Origin of the sequence: Idiomarina loihiensis L2TR, from assembly GCF_000008465.1 — a bacterium.
GTDB classification, from domain to species: domain Bacteria; phylum Pseudomonadota; class Gammaproteobacteria; order Enterobacterales; family Alteromonadaceae; genus Idiomarina; species Idiomarina loihiensis.
Window position 1 is genome coordinate 1,839,564 of the sequence record NC_006512.1, and the last position, 21,590, is coordinate 1,861,153.

A 21,590-nucleotide genomic window follows, 5' to 3' on the forward strand; every position below is an offset into this window, starting at 1 on the left:
ATGATCAGCGTTTTTGATATCTACAAAATTGGTATTGGTCCTTCCAGTTCTCACACTGTGGGGCCGATGAAAGCAGCCTATGAATTTTTGCATGCCGCAAAAGAGGCGGGACACCTTACTAAAGCAGACGGGATTAAAGTTGAGCTGTTTGGTTCACTAGGCCAAACGGGTAAAGGTCATGGTACCGGCAAAGCCGTTATTCTTGGATTGGTCGGAGAGACTCCCGAAACAGTAGACACTGACAGCGTGGAAGATTTTCTGGAGCAAACTCGTAAGACTGAAAAGCTGAACTTGCTTGGTGAGAAAGAAGTCTCCTTTCCCAGCGAAGGCGCCATTACTTTTCACCGCCGAAAAACCATGCCCAAACACGCCAACGCCATGGAACTCAAGCTGCTAAAAGACGGTGAGATCATCTATAGCGACCTATATTACTCCATCGGCGGTGGCTTCATTGTGCGCGATGAAGATTTTGACGAGACGCTGGAAGAAGCGATAGAACAGTCGTCTAAACCTATTCCATATCCGTTTGACAGTGCAGCGGATCTTCTGGCGCATTGCAAAGAGCACGGTATGCGCATGAGTTCATTAATGATGGCTAACGAAAAAGTCTTCCGCAGTGAAGAGGATATTCGGGCCGGATTAATGAAGATTTGGCGCACCATGCAGGAAAGCATCAAAAACGGTATTACTACCGAAGGCATTCTGCCGGGTGGACTTAAAGTGCGTCGCCGCGCATCGTCTTTATATCAGCGACTGAAGAAAGAAAAATCCAGCGATGCCATGCAGGTCATGGACTGGGTCGATTTATACGCTTTAGCCGTTAACGAAGAAAATGCCGCAGGCGGGCGCATTGTAACAGCCCCGACTAACGGAGCCGCTGGCATTATTCCTGCGGTAATGAGCTACGCTGACAGATTCATCGAAACGCTGGACGAAGATGCAGTCGTGCGCTTCTTACTGACTTCAGCTGCTATCGGTATTCTTTATAAGAAAAATGCTTCAATTTCAGGTGCTGAAGTCGGTTGTCAGGGTGAAGTGGGTGTTGCCTGTTCAATGGCCGCTGGTGCCCTGGCCGAATTTATGGGCGGTGACCCGTCAAGAGTCGAGAATGCGGCAGAAATAGGTATGGAGCATAACCTGGGTCTAACCTGCGACCCGGTGGGAGGTTTAGTACAAGTACCCTGTATTGAACGAAACGCCATGGGCTCGGTTAAAGCCATTAATGCCGCCCGCTTAGCCATGCGAGGCGAAGGCGATCATAAAGTGTCTCTGGATAAAGTGATTAAAACCATGTGGGACACCGGCAACGATATGAAAACCAAATACAAAGAAACCGCTCGCGGCGGTTTGGCAGTCAATATTATTGAATGTTAACCAGTTGATGCTGCTGCCGGTGCTTAGCGCATCGGCAGTGAGCAACTATCAAAGAGTTTATCAATCTCATCCTGACTTTTTAGCTGAGTAGCTTTTTGCACCCTATCGCGAGTTAAGTGTGGTGCAAAATTCTCAATAAAATCGTACATATAAGTACGTAAAAATGTTCCGCGCCGGAAACCTATCTTAGTCGTACTATGAGCAAACATGTGCTCCGCAGGTATCGCCACTAAATCGGTATCTTCTTTAGGGTCGTAAGCCATACTTGCCAGAACCCCAATACCCAATCCCATTCTGACGTAGGTTTTTATCACATCGGCATCGGTTGCTGTAAAGACAATTTTAGGCTCATGTCCCGCATCGGCAAAGGCTTTATCCAACTCGGAACGACCGGTAAAACCATGCACATAAGTGACCAAAGGAAACTGAGCAATATCATCAATAGTTAGCTTACTCAGTTGCGTCAGCGGGTGCGATTTAGGCACCACTATAGAGCGGTTCCAGTGATAGCAGGGCAACATAATAAGGTCGTGATATAAATGCAGCGCCTCGGTCGCAATGGCAAAATCTGCCCGCCCTTTCGCCGCCGCCTCACTAATTTGCTCTGGAGACCCCTGATGCATATGCAGTGACACTTTGGGATATTGCTGAATAAATCGCTGAATAACGGACGGCAAGGCATAACGAGCCTGAGTATGGGTCGTCGCAATATTAAGTTTGCCTTGGTTTGGCAAGGTGTGCTCAGCAGCAACCGTCTTAATCGACTGGACGTTATCCAGAACCTGCTGAGCAACTGCTATGATGTCTTTACCCGCGGGCGTTATGTGAGTCAGGTGTTTGCCTGTTCGTCCAAATATCTGCACGCCCAGCTCGTCTTCCAGCATTCTGACTTGTTTACTAATGCCCGGCTGCGAGGTGAATAAGCTTTCAGCCGTAGCAGAAACATTCAGGTTATGATTTGTTACTTCAACAATGTAACGTAACTGCTGTAATTTCATTGAGGAACGTGCCACTCTAGTTTGCTAAATGTGATATAAGAAAATACTATAATAATCTTGATAACTATGACAAATATAAAAGCTATCGCAACAGTATTTTGTCGAGGCTTCTCTTTGGACCACAGGAACTGTCATCTATGACCCAACCCGCATTTGATTTTTCAACCGTCCTGGCTTCTTCTGTGCACGACATGAAAAACTCACTGTGCTTACTCATTCAGATGATAGAAGAAGTATCAGAACAGGTCGCTGACAGCAGTGCAACAGAAAAAATGGCGAAAGTCCATTATGAGGCTCAGCGTATCAATTCAAGTTTGATGCAAATGCTCACGCTTTATCGCAACGACAATAACGCTTTACCACTCAATAGCGACCAGCACCACGTCGACGAACTTGTCGAAGAGCTGTTACTAAACAATGAGCTCTATCTTGAGCAGCGGAACATTACTGTCAGCACCGACATTGATGAAACAGCAACAGGCTGGTTCGACAGGGACCTGATCTTTAATCTGCTTAATGACATCATCATTAATGCAATGCGCTACACAGCCGATAAGCTCTTTATAAAAGTAGAGATAACCGAAGATGGTGGATGTCGTATTATGGTTCACGACAATGGCGATGGTTTTCCTGCTAGTATGCTGGAAAACGCCACTATGCCGATACAACAATTGAATATTCAGCAATCCCGGACGGGATTAGGTCTATACTTTGCTCAGATGATAGCAAGTGCCCATGAGCGAAATAATAAAAAAGGTTTTATCGAGCTGAAAAATAATGGACACTTAGGTGGTGGTGTTTTCTCTTTAACATTACCCTGAAAAATAATTATAACTTAACGAGCGTAATATGATTTACACCATTGTCATCGCATTGATTATATTACTAATAATAATGGCAATTATAGTTGGTGCGGTACAACAGAACAGACAGCGTTTAGAACTAGAGCGGCGTAAGAAGTTGGCGCGCTTTCGCAGTTCGCTTGAACAGATCGAAGATCTCATTCATATGTCGAGCTTCTTCCCTATTGGTAAATCCATGCTGGTGGTTCTTAATAGCCGTGCGTTAGAAATACTTAAAGGTATGAACGCAGCATCGCCGTCAAAAGACTATAAGGCGCGAATACAGGATTACGAAGAGCGCATACAAAGTGTTGACCGTAACGACACCTCGTTAATCAGTGAAGACTTTGAGATCCCGGAAAACAACAAGCAAATCATAGCAATGATCAATGGGCTGAAGCGTTTACGTTCTACTTTACGCAATGAGCATTCCCGCGGTCGGGTCGACAGCAATGTTTTTAGTGTCGAAGATCAGCGTTTGACCAAGTTGCAACTGAAAATTAGTATTGAAACCTTAATACGCCGGGGCCGTCATGCTTACGAAAGTCAGATGTTAGGTTCCGCCAGACAGTATTATGAAAAAGCATTACGCACCATAGAAGACCAGAGCTTTAGCGACGACTACACTACGTCGCGCCAGCAATCGATTAAAAAAGCGCTGGAACAAATTGCACAAGAGTTGAAAGATGCTCATACGCGAGACAAAGAAAAACATAAAAAAGAAGACGATTTAGAAGAACTGTTTCAACCTAAGAGAAAATGGTAGAAAGAATGCCGGACTGGAAAGACCAACTAAGCCAAATGGTATATTCAACAGACTCGGGACGTATTGATCCGGAACCTGAACCGGAGGAAGTTCCTGAAGGCGATGGTATTGTCCGCCTGCGCCGCGAAACCAAAGGTCGAAAGGGCAAAGGAGTAACCATTGTCACTGGGCTGGATAAACCGCAAACAGAGTTAAAGTCGATTGCAAAAAAACTCAAGCAGTTCTGTGGCGTTGGTGGCGCGGTTAAAGAGTACGAAATAGAACTACAAGGCGACCAGCGCGACAGCATTGAAAGCTGGTTAAAAAAGGAAGGCTATAAAGTTAAGCGTGCGGGCGGCTAAGGTCGTATTCAATATATAGACGTCGTCCGTCATCACGCCACTCAACATGGCTTGAAAAGTTTCTTATCAGCTGTAATCCACGACCAAACGCCTGTTGTTCGTCATCGTCGGATGCTTGCTGATATTCCGAAAAACCATTTCCGCTATTGGATGAAATACTAAACGAAAGCAAGTTGTTATCCGGTTTGTATTCAATATCAATTTCTATTTCTACCCCTTCTAAAACAGCCAACCGCGCTTCCCGTGTCCGGTAGTATTCATCGAACCCCTGCCCGGTCTCTTTAATTCCCGAGTCCAGCTGCAAAACGCTGTGTTCCAGGGTATTGTTAAAAGCTTCTGCTAACAATAAATACAAGGTTGTTTTGTGCGCGCGGATACCTTCAAGATGGCTTAAAGAATCCACCAGCTTGATAATTGGATCGCGCCCTTTAATTTCATTTTCTTTTAAATAAACCACTAACCGAAAGGGCAGATGAGTTACATTAGTATCAGGCTGGCTAACGGGTAAATTGGTGGCTTCACAATCCAGACACACCAATGAAATATCGTCAAACTGTTCTTGCCCTTGCTGAAAAGTCTGGAATGATCCGACTAACCCCTCAAAGTCTCGCTCGCGGGCATAGCGTAACAACAGAGCCTCGAATCCCCGTTCAGATAATCGTTCATCAGCCTTGTTGGTCATCTCCACCACACCGTCGGTATAGGTTATCAGGCGGATGTTTTTCTCAACAAAACAATGACTAACCTGACTGCTGAACTCTTCCGGAGACAAAATGCCCAATGCCATATGCTCAGGCACCAGTCGCTTCTCGACTTCTCCGGCTTCATTTATCAGCAGCGCATCGGGAATGCCACCATTCCAATAAGTTAAACGATCACCATTGGCTGACAACTCAGCAACAAAAGCAGCACAAAACATGTCATCGGGTAACAGCTTAACCAGTTTGCGGTTAAACTCTTCAACCATGTTAGCTATTGAGAGCCCTTTTTCAGCTGAATCAAAAAAGGTTTGAGCAACGGGAAGAGCACCGGTAGCAGGAGCTAACCCGTGTCCGGTGAAGTCACCGACAAACAGATAAAAATTTCCCAGAGGTCCGGCTTTAGAGAGAACTAAGTCACCGTTAAACTCGCTGGCCGGTGCAAGATAGGTTTTTAAGAACGGATATTCTGTTTCGTTTTCCTGCAGCGCGTTAGCCAGCATGTGCCTGACCACATTCTGCTCTCGCTCCATTCGGTTAGAATGATAAGCCAGAGTTTCATTTTTACCTTTGAGGGAATAACTCAACTCGCGAACCCGCGCATGAGCATTTAGTTTTGCCTGCAGGACAACCGGCTCAAAAGGCACGCTAATAAAATCATCCCCTCCGGCCTCAAGGCATTTCAATAAGGTTTCCTGATCATCCAGTGCCGTAATAAATAAAATCGGCAAATGGACATCGCCGCTTAGAGCTTTTAACCGGGGAGCGGTCTGAAAGCCGTCCATAACCGGCATCATAACGTCCAGTAACACCACGTCCGGCGCCAGGCTGGCAAAAATATCAATAGCCTCAATGCCGTTATCAGCGCAGGTGACCTGATGACCAAAGCGTTTAATCAGACCACTCAGCATCACCTGGTTAGCAGGCTGATCATCGACAATCAGTACCTTCATCAGGCAATAACAAACATCTTATCAAAGCGGGATATATCAAGAATACGACGCACGTCCGGCTTGGCATTAATCAGTTGAATGCCTTTTACACTGCTGCCTAAAGACTTACGCATGTTGAGCAGCATACCGAGCGCCGAGCTGTCCAGATAATCGGTTTCCCTCAGGTCGATAATTACGGTTGGTTGTGAATCACCAATATGACTGTAGGCCTGACGGAATTCCTGTACCAGGCTAAAATCAAATTTCCCTTTAATAGCAATAACTAACTGCTTACCATCATTTGAAAAGTCGCGACTAACGTTCATACTCACCTCTTTTTTTAATGAGCATAACACAGATTTTCTGATTGAGTTTATCTGCTGAATACCCTACTCTTTCGGTCACAATAAATCCTAATTATGTGATTATGGCAATAGCCTTTGACGAACTCCGTATTTTGCTTATCGAACCTTCCGATGTGCAAAGAAAAGTAATTACTCAGCACCTGAACCAGGCGGGCATTCAGCATACCCGTGGCGCTTCAACCATTGCTGAAGCAAAAGAAGAAATACTTCGCTGGCAACCCGATATTGTCACCAGCGCTATGTATTTTTCTGACGGCACTTCACATGAACTCATTGAATTCATTAATAGTAACGACTTAAAAGATACTTTACATTTTATGTTGGTGTCATCCGAACATCGTGCCGATCAGCTGGAGCAATTCAAACAAGCGGGTATTATTGCCATTTTACCAAAACCTTTTACGCCGGATCAGCTCCAGCGGGCTATTACCGCTACCATGGACATGATGGAACCCGAGCCACTTCATCTTGAGCTTTATGATGTCGAGGATTTGCGGGTATTAATTGTTGATGACAGCATGACCTCGCGCCATGTCTTAAGACGTGTATTTGAAAATCTGGGTGTTGAGAGCTTTGTTGAAGCAGAGAACGGTCAGCAGGCAATTGATATCTTAGTGGAACATCAATTTGACTTGATCGTCACCGACTTTCATATGCCGGAGGTAAACGGCAGTGAACTCACCCAATACATTCGCAATAGCTCAGCACATGCTCACACTCCGGTTCTCATGGTGACTGCACGCGCCAATGAGCCACAACTTGCTAACGTAAAACAAAGCGGTGTCGATGCCTTAACGGACAAACCATTTGAGCCGGCAACGTTGAGAAAACTGATCGCCCGTTTATTAAACAGTTGATCCTGAAGTCAGTAATTAATATTGTCCGTTAAAATGAAAAGCCCCTGCCAGCTGAACTGACAGGGGCTTTTTCCTTTTAGACTTAGCCAAAGAGCGGCTATTCAGATGGCTTCTGACGATACTTCTCGTAAAGCTCCGTATGTCGGCTGCTTAAGCTTACTTTGCGTCCATCAATATAAAGGTGCGTTAATTTTTGTCCTATTGGATCAAGTAAGTCACCTTCAGAGACACTCAGTGAGGCACTTTTACCCACTTCCAGTGAGCCCAGCTTATCGGCAACTCCCATAATCTCTGCTGGCTTCAATGTAATAGCCGCAAGAGCCTGCTGTTGATCCAGACCGAACGCAACCGCGTTTCCGGCAGCAAAAGGTAAGTTACGTACGTCCCAGTAACCCGGATAAGAGATAGCAAAATTTACTCCGGCTTCAGCCAGACGAGCCGGCGTAGCAAAGGCCTGATCATAACCTTCGTCGTTACGGGCAGGTAGACCGTAAGGCGAGCCAAAAACAACGGGAACATTAAGCTCAGCTAGCTTATCGGCAATACGCCAGGCATCTCTGGCCCCCATAAGCACCAGTTCAAAACCATACTCCTGACTGGTATCAATAGCCTGCTCCAGCTGACGTTTGTCGTCGGCGTGTACGTACAGCTTCTTACTACCGTCAAACAAACCCGCCATAGCTTCCCAGCGCTGGTCCAGATCAATTTTACGATCGGCCTGCTTCGCATCGTAGTAAGCCTTTGCATCAGCGAAGACTTTCATTAGTTGCTGACGGGATTCCTCGTTCGCTTTACGCTGTTCTTCAGGTGAACGTCTCTCCCACCAGGTATTCACCACGTATGTGCGCGGCCAGGAAACATGCACACCTATTTCTCCGGCGACCAGAGCGTCCTGATAGTTCCAGCCATCTAAATGCATTAAGGATGACTGGCCTGCTACCAGCGAGCCCTCAGGAGCCACCTGAGCGTGTGTAATGCCGTGGTAACGTACCGTCGGAATAATTTCCGAATCAGCATTAAAGGCAATGTGGCCAGCAACTTCAGGATGCACATCACCCACTTCACGCGCGTCGCGGGTTGCCCTTACTGCTTCAATTTCATTCAGTCCAATAGTGGTATCCATGGCAATAACCCCCGGATACACGTGCTGACCTGAAATATCGATGACTTCAGCTCCGTCCGGGATACTGACATCTCGACCAATAGCGGTGATTTTACCATTTTCAAACACTAAGTCTGAGTTGGTAAGCACCCCATCAGAAACGGTATGCAAGGTTCCTCCCTGAAGTACAATAGGGTTGCTTTGTTCTTCGCCCGGAACTTCGTCATGTGCCGCAGCACTATTAAGCGTCAGCGCACTGACTAATGCGGCACTAACGGTTGTAAGTAATTTATTCATTAGTGTTGTCCTCCGTGCTGATGCCCTTTGCCGGTAAAGTGATCTAACCAAAAGTCGTGTTCAGTATCACAGTGCCAGGTAGGTTGATCCGATTTATAACCGTCTTTAGCCCCTATTTTTGCATCATCACCTGCCGCTAAAACTTTTTGGATAAGTGCGTTCTTTTCTTGCGTAACCGCCTGCTGTCGTTGTTTATCCAGTTCGCGGTCGAAGAACTTACGGCCGTTAATCCAAGTTTGCTCCGCGCGCGCATAAGCACTTAACGGATAATGGCTCCAAAGCACGAAATCGGCGTGTTTACCTTTTTCAACCGACCCTACATAACGGTCCACTTTTAACTGCTTAGCCGGGTTAATGGTCACCATTTTCAGTGCTTCGTGTGGATCCATATCACAGTACAGAACCGATTTAGCCGCTTCAGTATTTAAACGACGTTGTAAGTCATTACTGTCAGAGTTAATGCTGGTTAAGACTCCGCGTTCTTTCATCAAGCACGCGTTATGCGGAATGGCATCATAAACCTCAAACTTATATGCCCACCAGTCCGCAAAGGTTGAGCCACTGGCACCGTGCTCAGCCATTTCATCAGCGACCTTGTAGCCTTCCAGAATGTGAGTAAAGGTATCCAGGGTAAACCCAAAGTCTTCTGCGACTTCCATTAACATCAAAATTTCTGACGCTACGTAAGAGTGAGCATGTACAAAGCGTTCACTGTTTAGAATTTCCAGCAACGTCTCCAGACGATAATCCGGCCGCGGAGCTGCAACTTTATTGCGCTCTGAACGGCTCATACGTTCGTAAGCCTGTTTCCGCTGCTGATACTCAAGAGCAGCCTGGAAAGCGTCGCGCATAATGGTTTCAACACCCAGGCGAGTTTGAGGGTATCGAACCGTCATGTTGTCACCCCAGTTACTCTGCTTAACGTTTTCGCCTAATGCAAACTTGATAGACTCAGGTGCTGCATCAAACTTCATGACATTAGCATCCGCTCCCCAGCGTAACTTAATCACTTGCGCCTGACCGCCAATAGGGTTAGCTGAGCCATGCAGCAACTGTGCCATGGTCGTCCCGCCTGCCAGCGAACGATAAATGTGAATATCATCCGAGTTAACCACATCACCAATTCGGACTTCCGATGTCACCGCTTCAGAGCCTTCGTTAACACCACCTTCAATAGCAATGTGTGAATGCTCGTCGATGATTCCCGGAGTTAAATGCATTCCGGCGCCATCAATTTCAGTCACGCCGGAAGGTGCAGACAAGTTTTTGCCAATAGCTGCAAATTCACCATCTCGAACCAGCACATCAGTTTCTTCAAGAATGCCGTCGTCCGTTGCAGTCCAGACCGTTACGTTGCGGATAAGAACATCCTGACGCTCCGGCAAACCGTCAAGACCGTATGCCACATTCGGGAAAGTCAGCTCGCTGACATAATTCACCGGCTCTGCTTCACCGCTTGTTTCAGTCTCGCTTTCAGCAGAATCCATTTGAGCCTCTAACCTGACTTCCTCTCCTTGAGGAGAAACAGCCGTTACTAAAAACACTCCCTGAGCTTCAGGTTCCAGCTTGAAGCGCCAGCTTCCAGCGGGTTCTGCTTCCAGGTCGGCAACAAAAGATAAAGACTGGCTTCCAGACTGAACGTGACGTAAAGCGCTGGTCTTTTCATTCGCCTTAACTTCACCGCTTAGCGCTGCACCAGGTTTAATTGCAATCTCGATATCCTGGTCATTCAATTTCATGCTGTAATTGCCAACAAAATCGACTTTATCCCGTGATACCAGCTCGTTTTCTTCACCCTGCAACCAAACTGACTGAATGGTGCCATCTGCAAACAAATCGCCTTTGACCATAACAAAGTCAGCCTTGTAGCCCTGAGCCAGCTTACCGGCTTTGTCGTCTACCCCGGCAATTTTCGCCGGAATAGTCGTCAACGCAGCAAGAGCCTTCTCTTCGCTCAAGCCATACTTAACCGCTTTACGCAGGTTAGGCCAAAAGCTCTCCGCATTTTCCAGGTCGTGTAAAGTCAAAGCAAAGTTCACACCTGCCTCAGCTAACATAGCTGGATTAGACGGAGCTCGTTCCCAGTGGCGCAGCTTAGCTAAATCGACGTCGAGGTGCGCATCGACACCGCCAACGTCTGGTGCAGCCGGAAAGTTAAGTGGGAGAATTAAATCACTCCCGGCATTTTTTACCGCGTCTAAGCGCGCATATTCATAACCCGAGGCAACATAAACCGACGGCACTTTGAACTGATCAAAGACATCATCAGCACGTAACAATGACTTTTCATTGCTTACTTTAAAAACAATTCCGGTATTCTCGATATCTGTCAGTGAATCAAGCGCCGCATTAAATTCAACCGATTGATTATGCGACTGCTTTCCATAAGAGTTTTCATACCAGTTAGCATCAGACAAGGTTTGTCTGACCAGCGCAATACTGCCCATCAGCGATGAAGGGTACTGCTGCTGTGATGAGCCTTTATCAAATGAACCAAAGTGCTTTGACTCACTTTGGTAAATAACGTCGTTAGGTATTTTGTCTGCCAGCGAAACCGTTACCGCCTGCCCCTGAAAAATACCGTCTAAGTTAGCTGACTGCACACTGGTGAAACCTTGTGACACCCATTTATTCGCATCTTCAGAGTTGGTTTTAAACTCGCTGAACCAGTGTTTTTGCGAGTGAATCGCGTCATTTGCCGCGTTACCGCCCTCACGCTCATTGTTATAAATTGGCGTATCTGAACGTTCTTGCTCACTGCTAACGTTAATTCCGTAGCTGCTGTAGGGGTCAATAAATCCCGGGTAAATCGTGTACCCGGTTCCGTCAATCACCCGCGCTCCGGCAGGAGCCCGATTATTTCGCTCAATTGACTGAACGGCGCCATTTTCAATAACCAAAGTGGCGTTAGTAATAGATTTTCCCGGCTCAGTAATAATTGTTGCATTCTGAATTGCCGTCAGACTTGGTGTGTTATCCCGCATCCCGTTTGTCCGGGAAGTCTGATCAGCCGCAACCGAAGCGGTCAGTACCGACGTTACCGCTAACGTCAAAGCACTGAACTGATGCACTTTTTTCATGAATTGTCCCCATTTTGACTTATTCTTGTCATTTAGTTATCTCATTAGATAAGTTACTTTGTTATACATAGAGGTGACAAGCATTAACCGACAGATCGTGTATTATTAACGATCAGTGAATTCAATAAACGGAGTGTTTCAATGAAAAAACAATTACTAACAACAGCTCTAGCTGGCCTGATGACTCTGTCATTCAATGTAGCCGCTGATGAAACCGCCTTTAACGATGCCGAGAAAGCCGTAGAGTACCGTCAAAAAGCATTGTCTGTTATGAAAGAAAACTTTTCCGCTATGGCCGCTATGGTAAAAGGCGAAGTTGAATACAACGCAGATTTTTTTCAACGTCGTGCAAATGATTTCGAGAAAATGTCAGGTATTCCGTGGGCCGGTTTTGCCGTTGAAGGCGCAATGCCAGGCAATAACTCTGATGCATTAACTGCCATATGGGATAACTGGGATGACTTTCAGCAGCGCGCTAATGACTTGCAAGAGTACGCTGCGAAACTGGCTGAAGTTAGCCAAGAAGGCTCTATTGACTCAATAAAACCCGTTTTTATGGACGCCGCAAAAACCTGCAAAGGTTGCCACGACGAATATAAAGACTAGTTAAGCAGCAACATTAAGATTAACCAGACAGCAACCGCTAAAATGAGCCCCTGCCAACCGGGTTTTAGATTTGGCGCTTGCTGACTGGTGATTCTGTAACCATGCACCATGGAAGCCACTAAAGGTGTTCCTTTAAAGCGATAAAAAAGCACGGCCAGAATATGTACGGCAATAACAATTAATATTACGTCGAACTGGGTTTTATGCCAGCTGGTTACCGCTTTTTGCCCATCCGAAGATAGCCAATTAGATAATGGCCCCGAAAATAAAATGCCGTCGGTTGAAAATAGCCCCGTAATAACCTGGCTTAAAAGCAACCCAAGCATAATGATGACAGCCCAGCCACCAGCAGTGCTGTGGGTGTTTTCTGCTTCATAGCGCCCTTTAAAAACATTATGCAGATGCTTCAAGATAGCCTTAGGAGACTTTAAAAAGGTTTTAAAACGGGCATTTTCGCTACCAAATATTCCCCAGCAAACTCTGACTAAAAGTAACGCAAGTAAGGCAATTCCAATATCCTTATGCAGCTCCATGCGGCCATTTTCGACGGTCCACCATAGCCCGCCTAAAAGAACAATAAGCAAACCGTGAAACACACGAATAAAGCTATCCCAAACTTTTATAGAATTTCCTTTCTGATTCATGTTGTTAGCTCCAAATTACTGGGAATATAAAAAGCTAAGTGCTAGGGTATAATTAATTCCATTAAATGGGTAGTGACTATGCGCAAAGTTCTTATTGCTGACGACGACTTTATCAGCCTTGAAGTGTTAAAAGCGATGCTGGCCAATTTTGAGGTAAGTATATTAACAGCAATGACAGGGGAAGAAGCCTTGAACCTGGCAGGAGAGGCTCCGGTTCTTATCTTTCTGGATTACGAAATGCCGGACATGTCGGGAGCTGAAGTCTGCCAGGAGTTGCGACAAAGCGATATGCACAAGAACACACCGGTTATCGCTATCACCAGTCATCAAAGCGCTAGCGAAATGAGCGCTTGTCGTGAAGCCGGCATGAATGCAACATTGCATAAGCCAGTTTCACCAGAAGCGCTTAGCGAGTTAATGACTGAATACTTATAAAGCTTGTAGCCAGCAACTATTATTGATGCTTTAATCTTTGGTCGTCTGCCAGCTGCACCAAAGATTCGCTTTCTTTCAGGAACTGACTGGAAAATTCACCGAAATACTGGCTAACTTCATCGAAAAGCGATATAAAGTCAGATTTTTTACCGTTTTCGATATCATCAATGATTGCCGAGAATTGCTGCAGATAACGTCTGATCGATGCAAATTGTCCTTTGTTCGCAGCAATAATATCGGCATAAAGTTCCGCATTTTGCGCAAACAAACGACCTATCATCATTAATTCCATCCGATAAATAGGCGAGCTCAATTCCAACAGCTCTTTAATATCGACGCGTTCATTAGCCAGGTGAACACCGTAAGCAAAAGTGCTTAAATGGCGCATCGCCTGGATCCAGCCCATGGCGTCGTCATGTTTATCGGCATTCACTTCGTGTAAATGGGCGCCCCAGTTAACAAACTGGTCCAGTAACCACTGATAACGCTCAGGCTGTCGGCCGTGAGTAACAACTACCAGCTGCTTCGCCAAATTCTGCACAGAAGGACCGAACATAGGATGCAAACCAACGACCGGCCCGCTATGCTGTGCCAGCATGGCGTTTAAAGGAGCCGCTTTAATACTGGTTACATCAGCCAGAACACAGTCCTCCGCTAAAGGTGGTAACTGCTTTATCAATTCAACGGTCTTATTGACCGGCACACTCATCAATACCAACTGCGCTTGGCTTAAATCGTCCTTATCTGGCCAGTCATCGTCTTTATCAATGGTTATTACCGAATAGCCTGTTTGCCTTAACTGACTGACCAGACGCGCACCCAAAGCCCCTTTACCGCCAAACACAAAAACCGGTCGTTCAAGTTGAGTCGAAGTTGCAGCCGCCTGTGCTGTTTGCGTCCGATACGACTCTCGAATAATACGACGAATAACATCTTCGATTAAGTCTTCCGACAAGCCTGCCTCTTTGGCTTTGCTTCTGCGCGCTTTTATTAAAGAACGTTCTCTCTGTGGAACGTAAAGAGGCTGTTTCAACGCACGTTTGGTTTCTCCCACAGCGGCAGTTAACTTTGCTCGCCGGGCAATTATCTCAATTAATTCGTTATCAGTGGCATCAATTGCATTACGCAGTTCTGATAATTGTTGGTCCGGGTCATGGCTCATGAGCTGTTATCTTATTCCTCTTTTATGGCTTCTATAACACTATGGTAGGCTTTCTGAATTTTTTGCATTTTAGCCACACTCCCGCCTTTATCGGGGTGGTACTTGTGTACTAGTTTACGATATTGCTTTTTGATAAAGGCCTGACTTGCCGGCGGTTCAACTTCCATAATCTGCCAGGCATCGTTCACAGGCATGCTGGTTTCTACCTTAGAAGAAGAATGCCCCATGCGCCGCCAAAAATCATCCAGCATAGATTCAACATCAGCGCCGGATGTCGAGCCCAGTTGATTCAGATCTAAATAATATTCTGCTAACGCGTCCTTTTCTGTCAATGCAGAAACGCCACGTTGCCATGGCTGACACTCAATATTCAGGGTATGAATAAAAAGCTCGTACTTTTTTTCTTTCCGCCAGCGTTCACGCAATTTATAAAGACAGTGAAACAATAAAAAGTGAGTCTGAAACAAGGTCAAGGGATCACGCAGAGCTTCTTTATCAAAGAACTCATAAGGCGGCCCCTGCAAAGACGCAATCAGTTCATGCTCAGTCCAGTGGTGCTGAGTATCCAAATTTTCAGCTAAAATCTGGGTTAATATTTCGATATCTTCGTTCATTCTAAAACACTATCAAAAAACCCAGCACAAGGCTGGGTTTTTCTTTGCTATTTCGTTTGTTTGCTAAAAGCTTAAGACAGCTTCTCGCGGATACGTGCAGACTTACCAGAACGCTCACGCAAGTAGTACAGTTTCGCGCGACGAACCGCACCACGACGTTTGACTTTAATACTGTCAACTAATGGGCTGTGCGTTTGGAAAGTACGCTCTACGCCTTCACCGTTCGATACTTTACGTACTGTGAACGCTGAATGCAGACCGCGGTTACGAACACGGATAACAACACCTTCAAACGCCTGAAGACGTTCGCGGTTACCCTCTTTTACTTTTACATTTACAACAACAGTGTCACCTGGTGCAAACTCAGGTAAATCTTGTTTCATCTGCTCTTCTTCAAGAGCCTTAATGATGCTTTGGCTAACTTTTGCCATTTTCGTATCTCCTATCCTAGGTAAACTGTACTTTATTCGCCGGATGATTGTTGTGCGATAAACTCGTTCAACAATGTTTCCTGCTCGTCAGTCAGAGCTAGGCTATGAATTAACTCTGGTCGTTGCAGCCAGGTTTTACCCAAAGACTGCTGTAAACGCCAGCGACGTATCTTTTCATGATCACCGCTTAATAAAACCGGCGGTACTTGCTGTTCATTATAAGTTTCTGGTCGAGTATAGTGAGGGCAGTCCAGTAACCCGCTGGCAAAAGAATCTTCTGCTGCTGAATCCTGGTGTCCCAACACCCCGGGAATTAACCGTGATACCGCGTCAATAAGCACCATTGCTGGCAACTCACCACCGCTTAATACGTAATCCCCTATCGACCATTCTGCATCAACGTATTGTTTAATAACGCGTTCATCAATGCCTTCATAACGGCCAGCAATCAAAATCATTCGATCATTGCCGGAGAGATGTTGCACTCCGCTGTGATCAAGTTTTTGCCCTTGCGGTGACAAATAAATAACAGGAGTATCCTCACCCAGGCTTTGTTTTGCTGCGTTGATAGCATCCACAAGTGGCTGCACCATCATCAACATACCCGGACCACCGCCATAAGGCCTGTCATCAACAGTCCTGTGGCGATCATGAGTGAAATCACGAGGATTCCAGACACTCACTGTCAGCAAACCTTCCTTTATTGCTCTGCCGGTAACACCGTAATCGGTGACGGCCGAAAACATTTCAGGAAACAAACTGATGACGCCAACCTGCAAAGGCTTGCCCATCAAAAGTCCGATGGCCACTCAACCTGAATCTGTTTGGCTTCCTTATCAACCGCAGTGACATATTCACTTTGGATAAAAGGAATTAAACGTTCAGATTTTCCGAACCCATCGTTGCTGTTTGCTTTTACGACCAACACATCGTTCGATGCGGTGGGCATAATTTGTTCAACCACACCCATATCATAGCCGTTGGTGTTCACTACACGCATACCAATAAGGTCGCGCCAGTAAAACTCATCGTCAGCTAATGCCGGTAACTCATCTGCCGTAATGCAAATATCCGCACCAGTAAGGCGCGCAGCCTCATCGCGATCGGATATGCCTTCTAACCTGGCGATAAGTCCGTTGTTGTGGCGACGCCACTCGACAACTTTCATTTCGCGCTCAGTTTTCTGGCTGAGTAACCAAGGGCTGTATTCAAATATCGATTCTGGATCATCGGTAAATGACTGCACTTTCAACCAGCCTTTTACGCCATACACCGCACCGATGCGACCAACGACGATTTGCTCTGATTGCTGCATTAATTTACCTACCTGAATCTGTTAATGCTTACGCCGCAGCGCTTGCATCTTTAACTAATTTAGCAACACGATCAGATAACTGAGCGCCTTTGCTTACCCAATGCTCGATGCGGTCAACATCAACACGAAGTTTTTCTTCCTGACCACGAGCTACAGGGTTAAAAAATCCTACTTTCTCAATGAAACGACCGTCGCGAGCATTGCGACTGTCAGCAACTACCATTTGGTAGAAGGGGCGTTTTTTCGCGCCACCACGTTGTAAACGAATGGTTACCATTGCGTTCCTCAATATAACTGTTTTGTAAATGTAAAAAATAGCAAAGCCCTCCGACAGAGTCGGAAGGCTCGGCAATTCTACTGATTTTTACTGCAAATGCAAGCTTGACGCGCTTTTTCCTAGCGTCCGGGGAACATTCCTGGTGGCATCTTTCCGCCCATGCCGCGCATCATTTTCTGCATGCCGCCACCTTTCATTTTTTTCATCATTTTTTGCATTTGAGTAAACTGTTTAAGCAACTTGTTCACGTCCTGCACCTGAGTACCTGAACCGGTTGCTATACGGCGCTTACGCGAGCCCTTTATTACGTCGGGTCGTAGCCGTTCTTTAGGAGTCATGGAGTTGATAATGGCTTCCATGCGCAAGGTCATTTTGTCATCCATCTGACCTTTCATTTGTTCTGTCATTTTACCCATGCCCGGCATTTTGGTCATTAATCCCATCATGCCGCCCATTTCACGCATCTGTACGAGCTGATCACGAAAATCCTCCAGTGAGAACTGGCCTTTTTTCATGACTTTTTTCGCCACTCGCTCCGCTTTTTCTTTATCGACTTTTTGTTCGACTTCCTCAATCAGAGAAAGCATATCGCCCATGCCAAGAATTCTGGAGGCTACGCGGTCAGGATGAAACGGCTCCAGCGCATCGTTTTTCTCACCAACACCCAGGAATTTAATAGGCTTACCGGTAATATGGCGAATAGACAGAGCCGCACCACCACGAGCATCACCATCGGTCTTCGTCAGAATAACACCCGTTAAAGGCAAAGCCTCGCTAAATGCTTTGGCGGTATTTGCCGCGTCCTGACCCGTCATCGCGTCAACGACAAACAGGGTTTCAACCGGATTGATGGCTGAGTGCAGTTGCTGAATTTCCTGCATCATGTCTTCGTCAATAGCGAGACGACCGGCGGTATCCACTAATACCACATCAATAAACTGCTTACGTGCCTGGGCAATAGCAGCATTAGCAATATCAACTGGTTTTTGATCAGTTGAAGACGGGAAGAACTCAACGCCTACCTGCTCGGCAAGAGTTTCCAGCTGTTTAATAGCGGCCGGACGATAAACGTCGGCACTGACCACCATGACTTTTTTCTTCTGGCGCTCAGTTAAATATTTAGCCAGTTTGCCCACACTGGTGGTTTTACCCGCACCCTGCAAACCTGCCATCAAAATAACAGCTGGCGGCTGGGTATTTAATTGCAGAGGTGCATTCGCCTCACCCATTGCCGCTTCCAGCTCAGACTGGACAATTTTGACAAAAACCTGACCCGGCGTCAGGCTTTTGTTGACCTCTGTACCTACGGCCCGTTCTTTAACTTTAGCAATAAAGTCTTTTACCACAGGCAAGGCAACATCGGCTTCAAGCAGCGCCATGCGAACTTCGCGCAAGGTTTCTTTAATATTGTCTTCGGTCAGTCGCCCCCGGCCACCAATAGAATGCAGCGTTTGCGACAAGCGTTCCGATAAATTCTCAAACATGTCGATCGTCTCTTATATTGCGATTTCTGACGTTAATAGTAATGGGGGCAGTATATCTGATTTGCAAGAAAGTTTCGCCCCGTAAGTATTGGGTTTAACCGACTGACGTCGTATACTCAGGGCACGAACAACAGGAATCAGGGAAGTCGGGCGCGTGATGCTCTCTTTATTGTTGCTAATCAGCTTATTGGGTTACAGTGCCAGCGCTTTTGTTATTCTACAAAATATCTTAAAAAACAAAGTGCTTCACCCAGCTTATCAGATTGTACCAGCCGCTTTGGCGGTTGCTGCGCATGGCTGGCTCATTTTAATACAACTTTCCAACGATGATTTCGATCACATTAATATCTCATCCAGTCTGGCTATTGTGGCTTTTCTGATAGCCGCTTTAACCGTAGTGAAAAATAACCAGGCCAGTAACTTATTCCTGAAGCCGGTTATTTATCTGTTTTCTGCGCTTACCACACTGTTACTTGTGTTCACTCCGGTTAACTGGGGTGCTGACATCAGCATCGGACATGGGTTAGTTTTTCACATTACCTTGTCACTGGTCGCCTATGGAATATTGGCCTTAGCCACACTTTACGCGTTACAAACCAGTTATTTAAACCGTGTATTAAAAAACCGCAAAGGTCATAGTCTGCTGAGCAAACTGCCACCATTAATGACTGTCGAAAAATACTTCTTTAATCTTCTGGCGCTGGGGACTTTTGTACTGTTTCTCGCTCTGGGCTCGGGCTTTCTTTTCCTCGATGACATGCTTGCTCAACAGCAAGCACACAAAACCATTTTAACCAGCGTCGCAGCTCTGCTTTATCTCTTGGCCGTGGTTTTGCACCGGACGTCAGGCTTACGTGGCCGCATTATTGTGGTCATTACCGTACTTGCCAGCACCCTATTAACCTTAGGATATTTTGGCAGTCGGTTCGTGAAAGATTTTCTCTTATCCTGAATGACACTTGACTTCATAGCTGAGAACTCTACATTGTCACATTCACAGTATAATTAAGGAATAAACCGTTGGACGAGATATCAACGGGCATGTTGCTCGTGATTTTAGCCGTACTGTTATTTTTATCCGCATACTTCTCTGGCTCCGAAACTGGCATGATGTCTATCAACCGGTACCGTCTGCGCCATCTGGTACAAAACAATCATCCCGGAGCTAAGCGTGTCCAGTACCTGCTTGATCGTCCCGATCGGTTAATTGGTCTTATCCTTATTGGCAATAATCTGGTCAACATTGGTGCATCGGCTATCGCAACTATCCTTTGTCTGCGCTGGTTCGGTGACGCTGGAATTGTTATCGCTACTTTTGGTTTAACCTTAATTATTCTGATTTTTTCTGAAGTTACGCCGAAAACCATTGCAGCACTGCATCCGGAGCGTATTTCTTTTCCCAGCTCCTTAATTTTAATGCCTTTGCTAAAGGTCATGTACCCTATCGTTATTGGTATGAACTTCATCACCAATTCTTTTATGCGCCTGCTGGGAGTTAACCCCAAGCAGTCACAAATGGCTGATGCGTTAAGCTCCGACGAGCTGCGTACAGTAGTAAATGAAGCAGGGAATTTAATTCCGACTTCGCACCAGGAAATGCTGGTCAGCATTCTGGACCTCGAGAAAGTTACGGTAGAAGACGTCATGGTGCCCCGTAATGAAATCGTTGGCATCGATATTAGTGACGACTGGAAGTCTATTGTTAAGCAACTCTCAAATGGTCAACACACCCGCGTACTGCTTTATCGTAATGAAATAGATGACGCTATCGGCTTTTTGCATGCACGCGATATCATGCGCCTGATGAGTAAAAATCAGTTTACTGCGGATAAGTCCATTTTAGTGCGTGCTGCGCGGGACAGTTATTTTATTCCCGAAGGCACACCATTAAATGTGCAGCTACTAAAATTCCAGCGTCGTAAAGAACGCATCGGACTGGTTGTCGACGAATACGGCGACATTCAGGGACTCGTTACTCTGGAAGATATTCTGGAAGAAATTGTTGGTGACTTCACGACTTCTATGGCGCCGGCTCCCAGCGAATCTGTCACACTGGAAACTGACGGCAGCTTTTTAGTCGACGGCTCAGCTAACTTGCGTGAATTGAACAAAGAAATGAATTGGGATTTTCCGACTGATGGTCCAAAAACCTTAAGCGGCCTTATTATTGAACAGTTCGGAGATATTCCTGATGCCCGGTTGTCGCTGCGTTTAGGCGGTTATCCGGTAGAGCTTGTTGAAATTGGTGACACCATGATAAAACAAATTAGAGTGTTTCCTGAGCTCTACCAAAAACCCGATAACCAGACCAATGACTAACCGAAAAATAAACGCCATAGCCAGCCGTGCTTTAAATCTTCCTCACACTTATTCAATTGCGCGGCGTATGTCATAGAGCGGCTTTTTACAACCCTGGATACTTTTACCAGCCAGGGTTTCTTTAAATAAGACTTGCGCTGATAGCCACCCCAGCCTTCATGATAGTTAAGATATTGTCCGTAAGCATCCCATTTAGATACCCCATTAATTTTATAGGTTTTTGCTATAAACCAACCCATAAAATCAATTGCATCTTCAAAGTCATCGCGACTGGCCCAACCGTTACCCGTTTCACGCTGGTAATCTTCCCAGGTCATCGTTTTCGCCTGCGAGTAACCGTAAGCCGAACTCACCCGACCCCATGGAATAAAACCTAAAAGGTAGTCTCTGGGCGGCAAAGCATTATGCTTGAAGGAACTCTCCTGATACATCATCGCCATTGGCACATGAATAGGCACGCCCCAGCGTTCACGCACATCGGCGGCCGCATGATACCAGTCTCGGTGTTCTTCAAAAATATGACAGACATTTTCAGGGTTTGCCGGCGGTGGCGTTGCACAACCACTGAGCGTCGCTACGAACAAAGCACTTACCAGTACTTTCGGTTGAATAGGAAAAAAAAGTTTTATCGCCATTGAACTTTATTCACTC

Annotated in this window: 23 protein-coding genes; 9 read left to right on the forward strand and 14 right to left on the reverse strand. The window is 46.0% G+C overall.

Annotation, left to right across the window (positions count from 1 at the left end):
- Positions 1 to 1,374 carry an L-serine ammonia-lyase gene (locus tag IL_RS08735; protein WP_011234944.1) on the forward strand — a complete coding sequence of 458 codons (1,374 nt, stop codon included), beginning with the start codon at positions 1 to 3 and terminating at the stop codon, positions 1,372 to 1,374.
- A gap of 23 nt (positions 1,375 to 1,397) precedes the next feature.
- Here IL_RS08735 and cysB read toward each other — a convergent pair whose 3' ends face one another.
- Positions 1,398 to 2,372, reverse strand: a complete 975-nt coding sequence (cysB, locus tag IL_RS08740) for an HTH-type transcriptional regulator CysB (protein WP_011234945.1) — start codon at positions 2,370 to 2,372, stop codon at positions 1,398 to 1,400.
- Between the two features lie 137 nt (positions 2,373 to 2,509).
- Between cysB and IL_RS08745 the strand changes: the two genes are divergently transcribed.
- The 3 genes from IL_RS08745 (at position 2,510) to yciH (ending at position 4,321) form a co-directional block, all read left to right on the forward strand.
- Positions 2,510 to 3,193 carry a sensor histidine kinase gene (locus tag IL_RS08745; protein WP_011234946.1) on the forward strand — a complete coding sequence of 228 codons (684 nt, stop codon included), beginning with the start codon at positions 2,510 to 2,512 and terminating at the stop codon, positions 3,191 to 3,193.
- A 73-nt stretch (positions 3,194 to 3,266) separates the two neighbouring features.
- Complete coding sequence (locus tag IL_RS08750) at positions 3,267 to 3,980, forward strand: hypothetical protein (protein ID WP_231378583.1); 714 nt, start codon at positions 3,267 to 3,269, stop codon at positions 3,978 to 3,980.
- Positions 3,981 to 3,985: 5 nt separating this feature from the next.
- On the forward strand, positions 3,986 to 4,321 hold the full coding sequence (gene yciH / locus IL_RS08755; protein ID WP_011234948.1) for a stress response translation initiation inhibitor YciH: 336 nt from the start codon (positions 3,986 to 3,988) through the stop codon (positions 4,319 to 4,321).
- Here the strand turns inward: yciH and IL_RS08760 are convergent.
- Together IL_RS08760 and IL_RS08765 are read right to left on the reverse strand one after the other, a co-directional pair.
- Complete coding sequence (locus IL_RS08760) at positions 4,302 to 5,972, reverse strand: fused response regulator/phosphatase (protein ID WP_011234949.1); 1,671 nt, start codon at positions 5,970 to 5,972, stop codon at positions 4,302 to 4,304. The genes yciH and IL_RS08760 overlap by 20 nt on opposite strands.
- Complete coding sequence (locus tag IL_RS08765) at positions 5,972 to 6,277, reverse strand: STAS domain-containing protein (protein ID WP_011234950.1); 306 nt, start codon at positions 6,275 to 6,277, stop codon at positions 5,972 to 5,974. Before IL_RS08765 ends, IL_RS08760 begins: the two co-directional genes overlap by 1 nt.
- A gap of 101 nt (positions 6,278 to 6,378) precedes the next feature.
- Between IL_RS08765 and IL_RS08770 the strand changes: the two genes are divergently transcribed.
- Complete coding sequence (locus IL_RS08770) at positions 6,379 to 7,173, forward strand: response regulator (protein WP_011234951.1); 795 nt, start codon at positions 6,379 to 6,381, stop codon at positions 7,171 to 7,173.
- Positions 7,174 to 7,270: 97 nt separating this feature from the next.
- Here IL_RS08770 and IL_RS08775 read toward each other — a convergent pair whose 3' ends face one another.
- Positions 7,271 to 8,572, reverse strand: coding sequence for an amidohydrolase family protein (locus IL_RS08775; RefSeq protein ID WP_011234952.1), 1,302 nt, complete (start codon positions 8,570 to 8,572; stop codon positions 7,271 to 7,273).
- A complete protein-coding gene (locus tag IL_RS08780; protein ID WP_011234953.1) occupies positions 8,572 to 11,652 on the reverse strand; it encodes an amidohydrolase family protein in 3,081 nt (1,026 codons plus the stop codon). The genes IL_RS08775 and IL_RS08780 overlap by 1 nt, the downstream gene beginning before the upstream one ends.
- Positions 11,653 to 11,793: 141 nt before the next feature.
- Between IL_RS08780 and IL_RS08785 the strand changes: the two genes are divergently transcribed.
- Positions 11,794 to 12,258, forward strand: coding sequence for a c-type cytochrome (locus IL_RS08785; RefSeq protein ID WP_011234954.1), 465 nt, complete (start codon positions 11,794 to 11,796; stop codon positions 12,256 to 12,258).
- Here the strand turns inward: IL_RS08785 and IL_RS08790 are convergent.
- On the reverse strand, positions 12,255 to 12,902 hold the full coding sequence (locus IL_RS08790) for a cytochrome b/b6 domain-containing protein (RefSeq protein ID WP_011234955.1): 648 nt from the start codon (positions 12,900 to 12,902) through the stop codon (positions 12,255 to 12,257). The genes IL_RS08785 and IL_RS08790 overlap by 4 nt on opposite strands.
- A 78-nt stretch (positions 12,903 to 12,980) precedes the next feature.
- Here IL_RS08790 and IL_RS08795 point away from each other — a divergent pair, with 78 nt between their 5' ends.
- The gene (locus tag IL_RS08795; RefSeq protein ID WP_011234956.1) at positions 12,981 to 13,337 is read left to right on the forward strand and encodes a response regulator; all 357 of its coding nucleotides are present in this window, start codon (positions 12,981 to 12,983) and stop codon (positions 13,335 to 13,337) included.
- Positions 13,338 to 13,356: 19 nt separating this feature from the next.
- Here IL_RS08795 and tyrA read toward each other — a convergent pair whose 3' ends face one another.
- The 7 genes from tyrA to ffh all read right to left on the reverse strand — a co-directional run bounded on the left by tyrA (position 13,357) and on the right by ffh (position 18,620).
- Positions 13,357 to 14,499: a bifunctional chorismate mutase/prephenate dehydrogenase gene (tyrA, locus tag IL_RS08800; RefSeq protein WP_011234957.1), complete on the reverse strand. Its 1,143-nt coding sequence runs from the start codon at positions 14,497 to 14,499 to the stop codon at positions 13,357 to 13,359.
- An 11-nt stretch (positions 14,500 to 14,510) separates the two neighbouring features.
- Entirely contained in the window at positions 14,511 to 15,113 is a 603-nt protein-coding gene (locus IL_RS08805) for a DNA-J related domain-containing protein (RefSeq protein ID WP_011234958.1), read from the reverse strand.
- A 71-nt stretch (positions 15,114 to 15,184) separates the two neighbouring features.
- On the reverse strand, positions 15,185 to 15,544 hold the full coding sequence (gene rplS / locus IL_RS08810; RefSeq protein WP_011234959.1) for a 50S ribosomal protein L19: 360 nt from the start codon (positions 15,542 to 15,544) through the stop codon (positions 15,185 to 15,187).
- 32 nt (positions 15,545 to 15,576) lie between these two features.
- Positions 15,577 to 16,335 carry a tRNA (guanosine(37)-N1)-methyltransferase TrmD gene (gene trmD, locus IL_RS08815; RefSeq protein ID WP_011234960.1) on the reverse strand — a complete coding sequence of 253 codons (759 nt, stop codon included), beginning with the start codon at positions 16,333 to 16,335 and terminating at the stop codon, positions 15,577 to 15,579.
- A complete protein-coding gene (gene rimM / locus IL_RS08820; RefSeq protein WP_011234961.1) occupies positions 16,335 to 16,859 on the reverse strand; it encodes a ribosome maturation factor RimM in 525 nt (174 codons plus the stop codon). The genes trmD and rimM overlap by 1 nt, the downstream gene beginning before the upstream one ends.
- Positions 16,860 to 16,887: 28 nt before the next feature.
- Positions 16,888 to 17,136 carry a 30S ribosomal protein S16 gene (rpsP, locus tag IL_RS08825; protein WP_011234962.1) on the reverse strand — a complete coding sequence of 83 codons (249 nt, stop codon included), beginning with the start codon at positions 17,134 to 17,136 and terminating at the stop codon, positions 16,888 to 16,890.
- Between the two features lie 119 nt (positions 17,137 to 17,255).
- Positions 17,256 to 18,620, reverse strand: a complete 1,365-nt coding sequence (gene ffh, locus IL_RS08830) for a signal recognition particle protein (protein ID WP_011234963.1) — start codon at positions 18,618 to 18,620, stop codon at positions 17,256 to 17,258.
- 157 nt (positions 18,621 to 18,777) lie between these two features.
- Between ffh and IL_RS08835 the strand changes: the two genes are divergently transcribed.
- Both IL_RS08835 and IL_RS08840 read left to right on the forward strand, forming a co-directional pair.
- Positions 18,778 to 19,572 carry a cytochrome C assembly family protein gene (locus IL_RS08835; RefSeq protein WP_011234964.1) on the forward strand — a complete coding sequence of 265 codons (795 nt, stop codon included), beginning with the start codon at positions 18,778 to 18,780 and terminating at the stop codon, positions 19,570 to 19,572.
- A gap of 68 nt (positions 19,573 to 19,640) precedes the next feature.
- Positions 19,641 to 20,939: an HlyC/CorC family transporter gene (locus IL_RS08840; protein WP_011234965.1), complete on the forward strand. Its 1,299-nt coding sequence runs from the start codon at positions 19,641 to 19,643 to the stop codon at positions 20,937 to 20,939.
- Here the strand turns inward: IL_RS08840 and IL_RS08845 are convergent.
- Positions 20,936 to 21,574: a hypothetical protein gene (locus IL_RS08845; RefSeq protein WP_011234966.1), complete on the reverse strand. Its 639-nt coding sequence runs from the start codon at positions 21,572 to 21,574 to the stop codon at positions 20,936 to 20,938. The genes IL_RS08840 and IL_RS08845 overlap by 4 nt on opposite strands.
- Between the last annotated feature and the right edge of the window lie 16 nt (positions 21,575 to 21,590).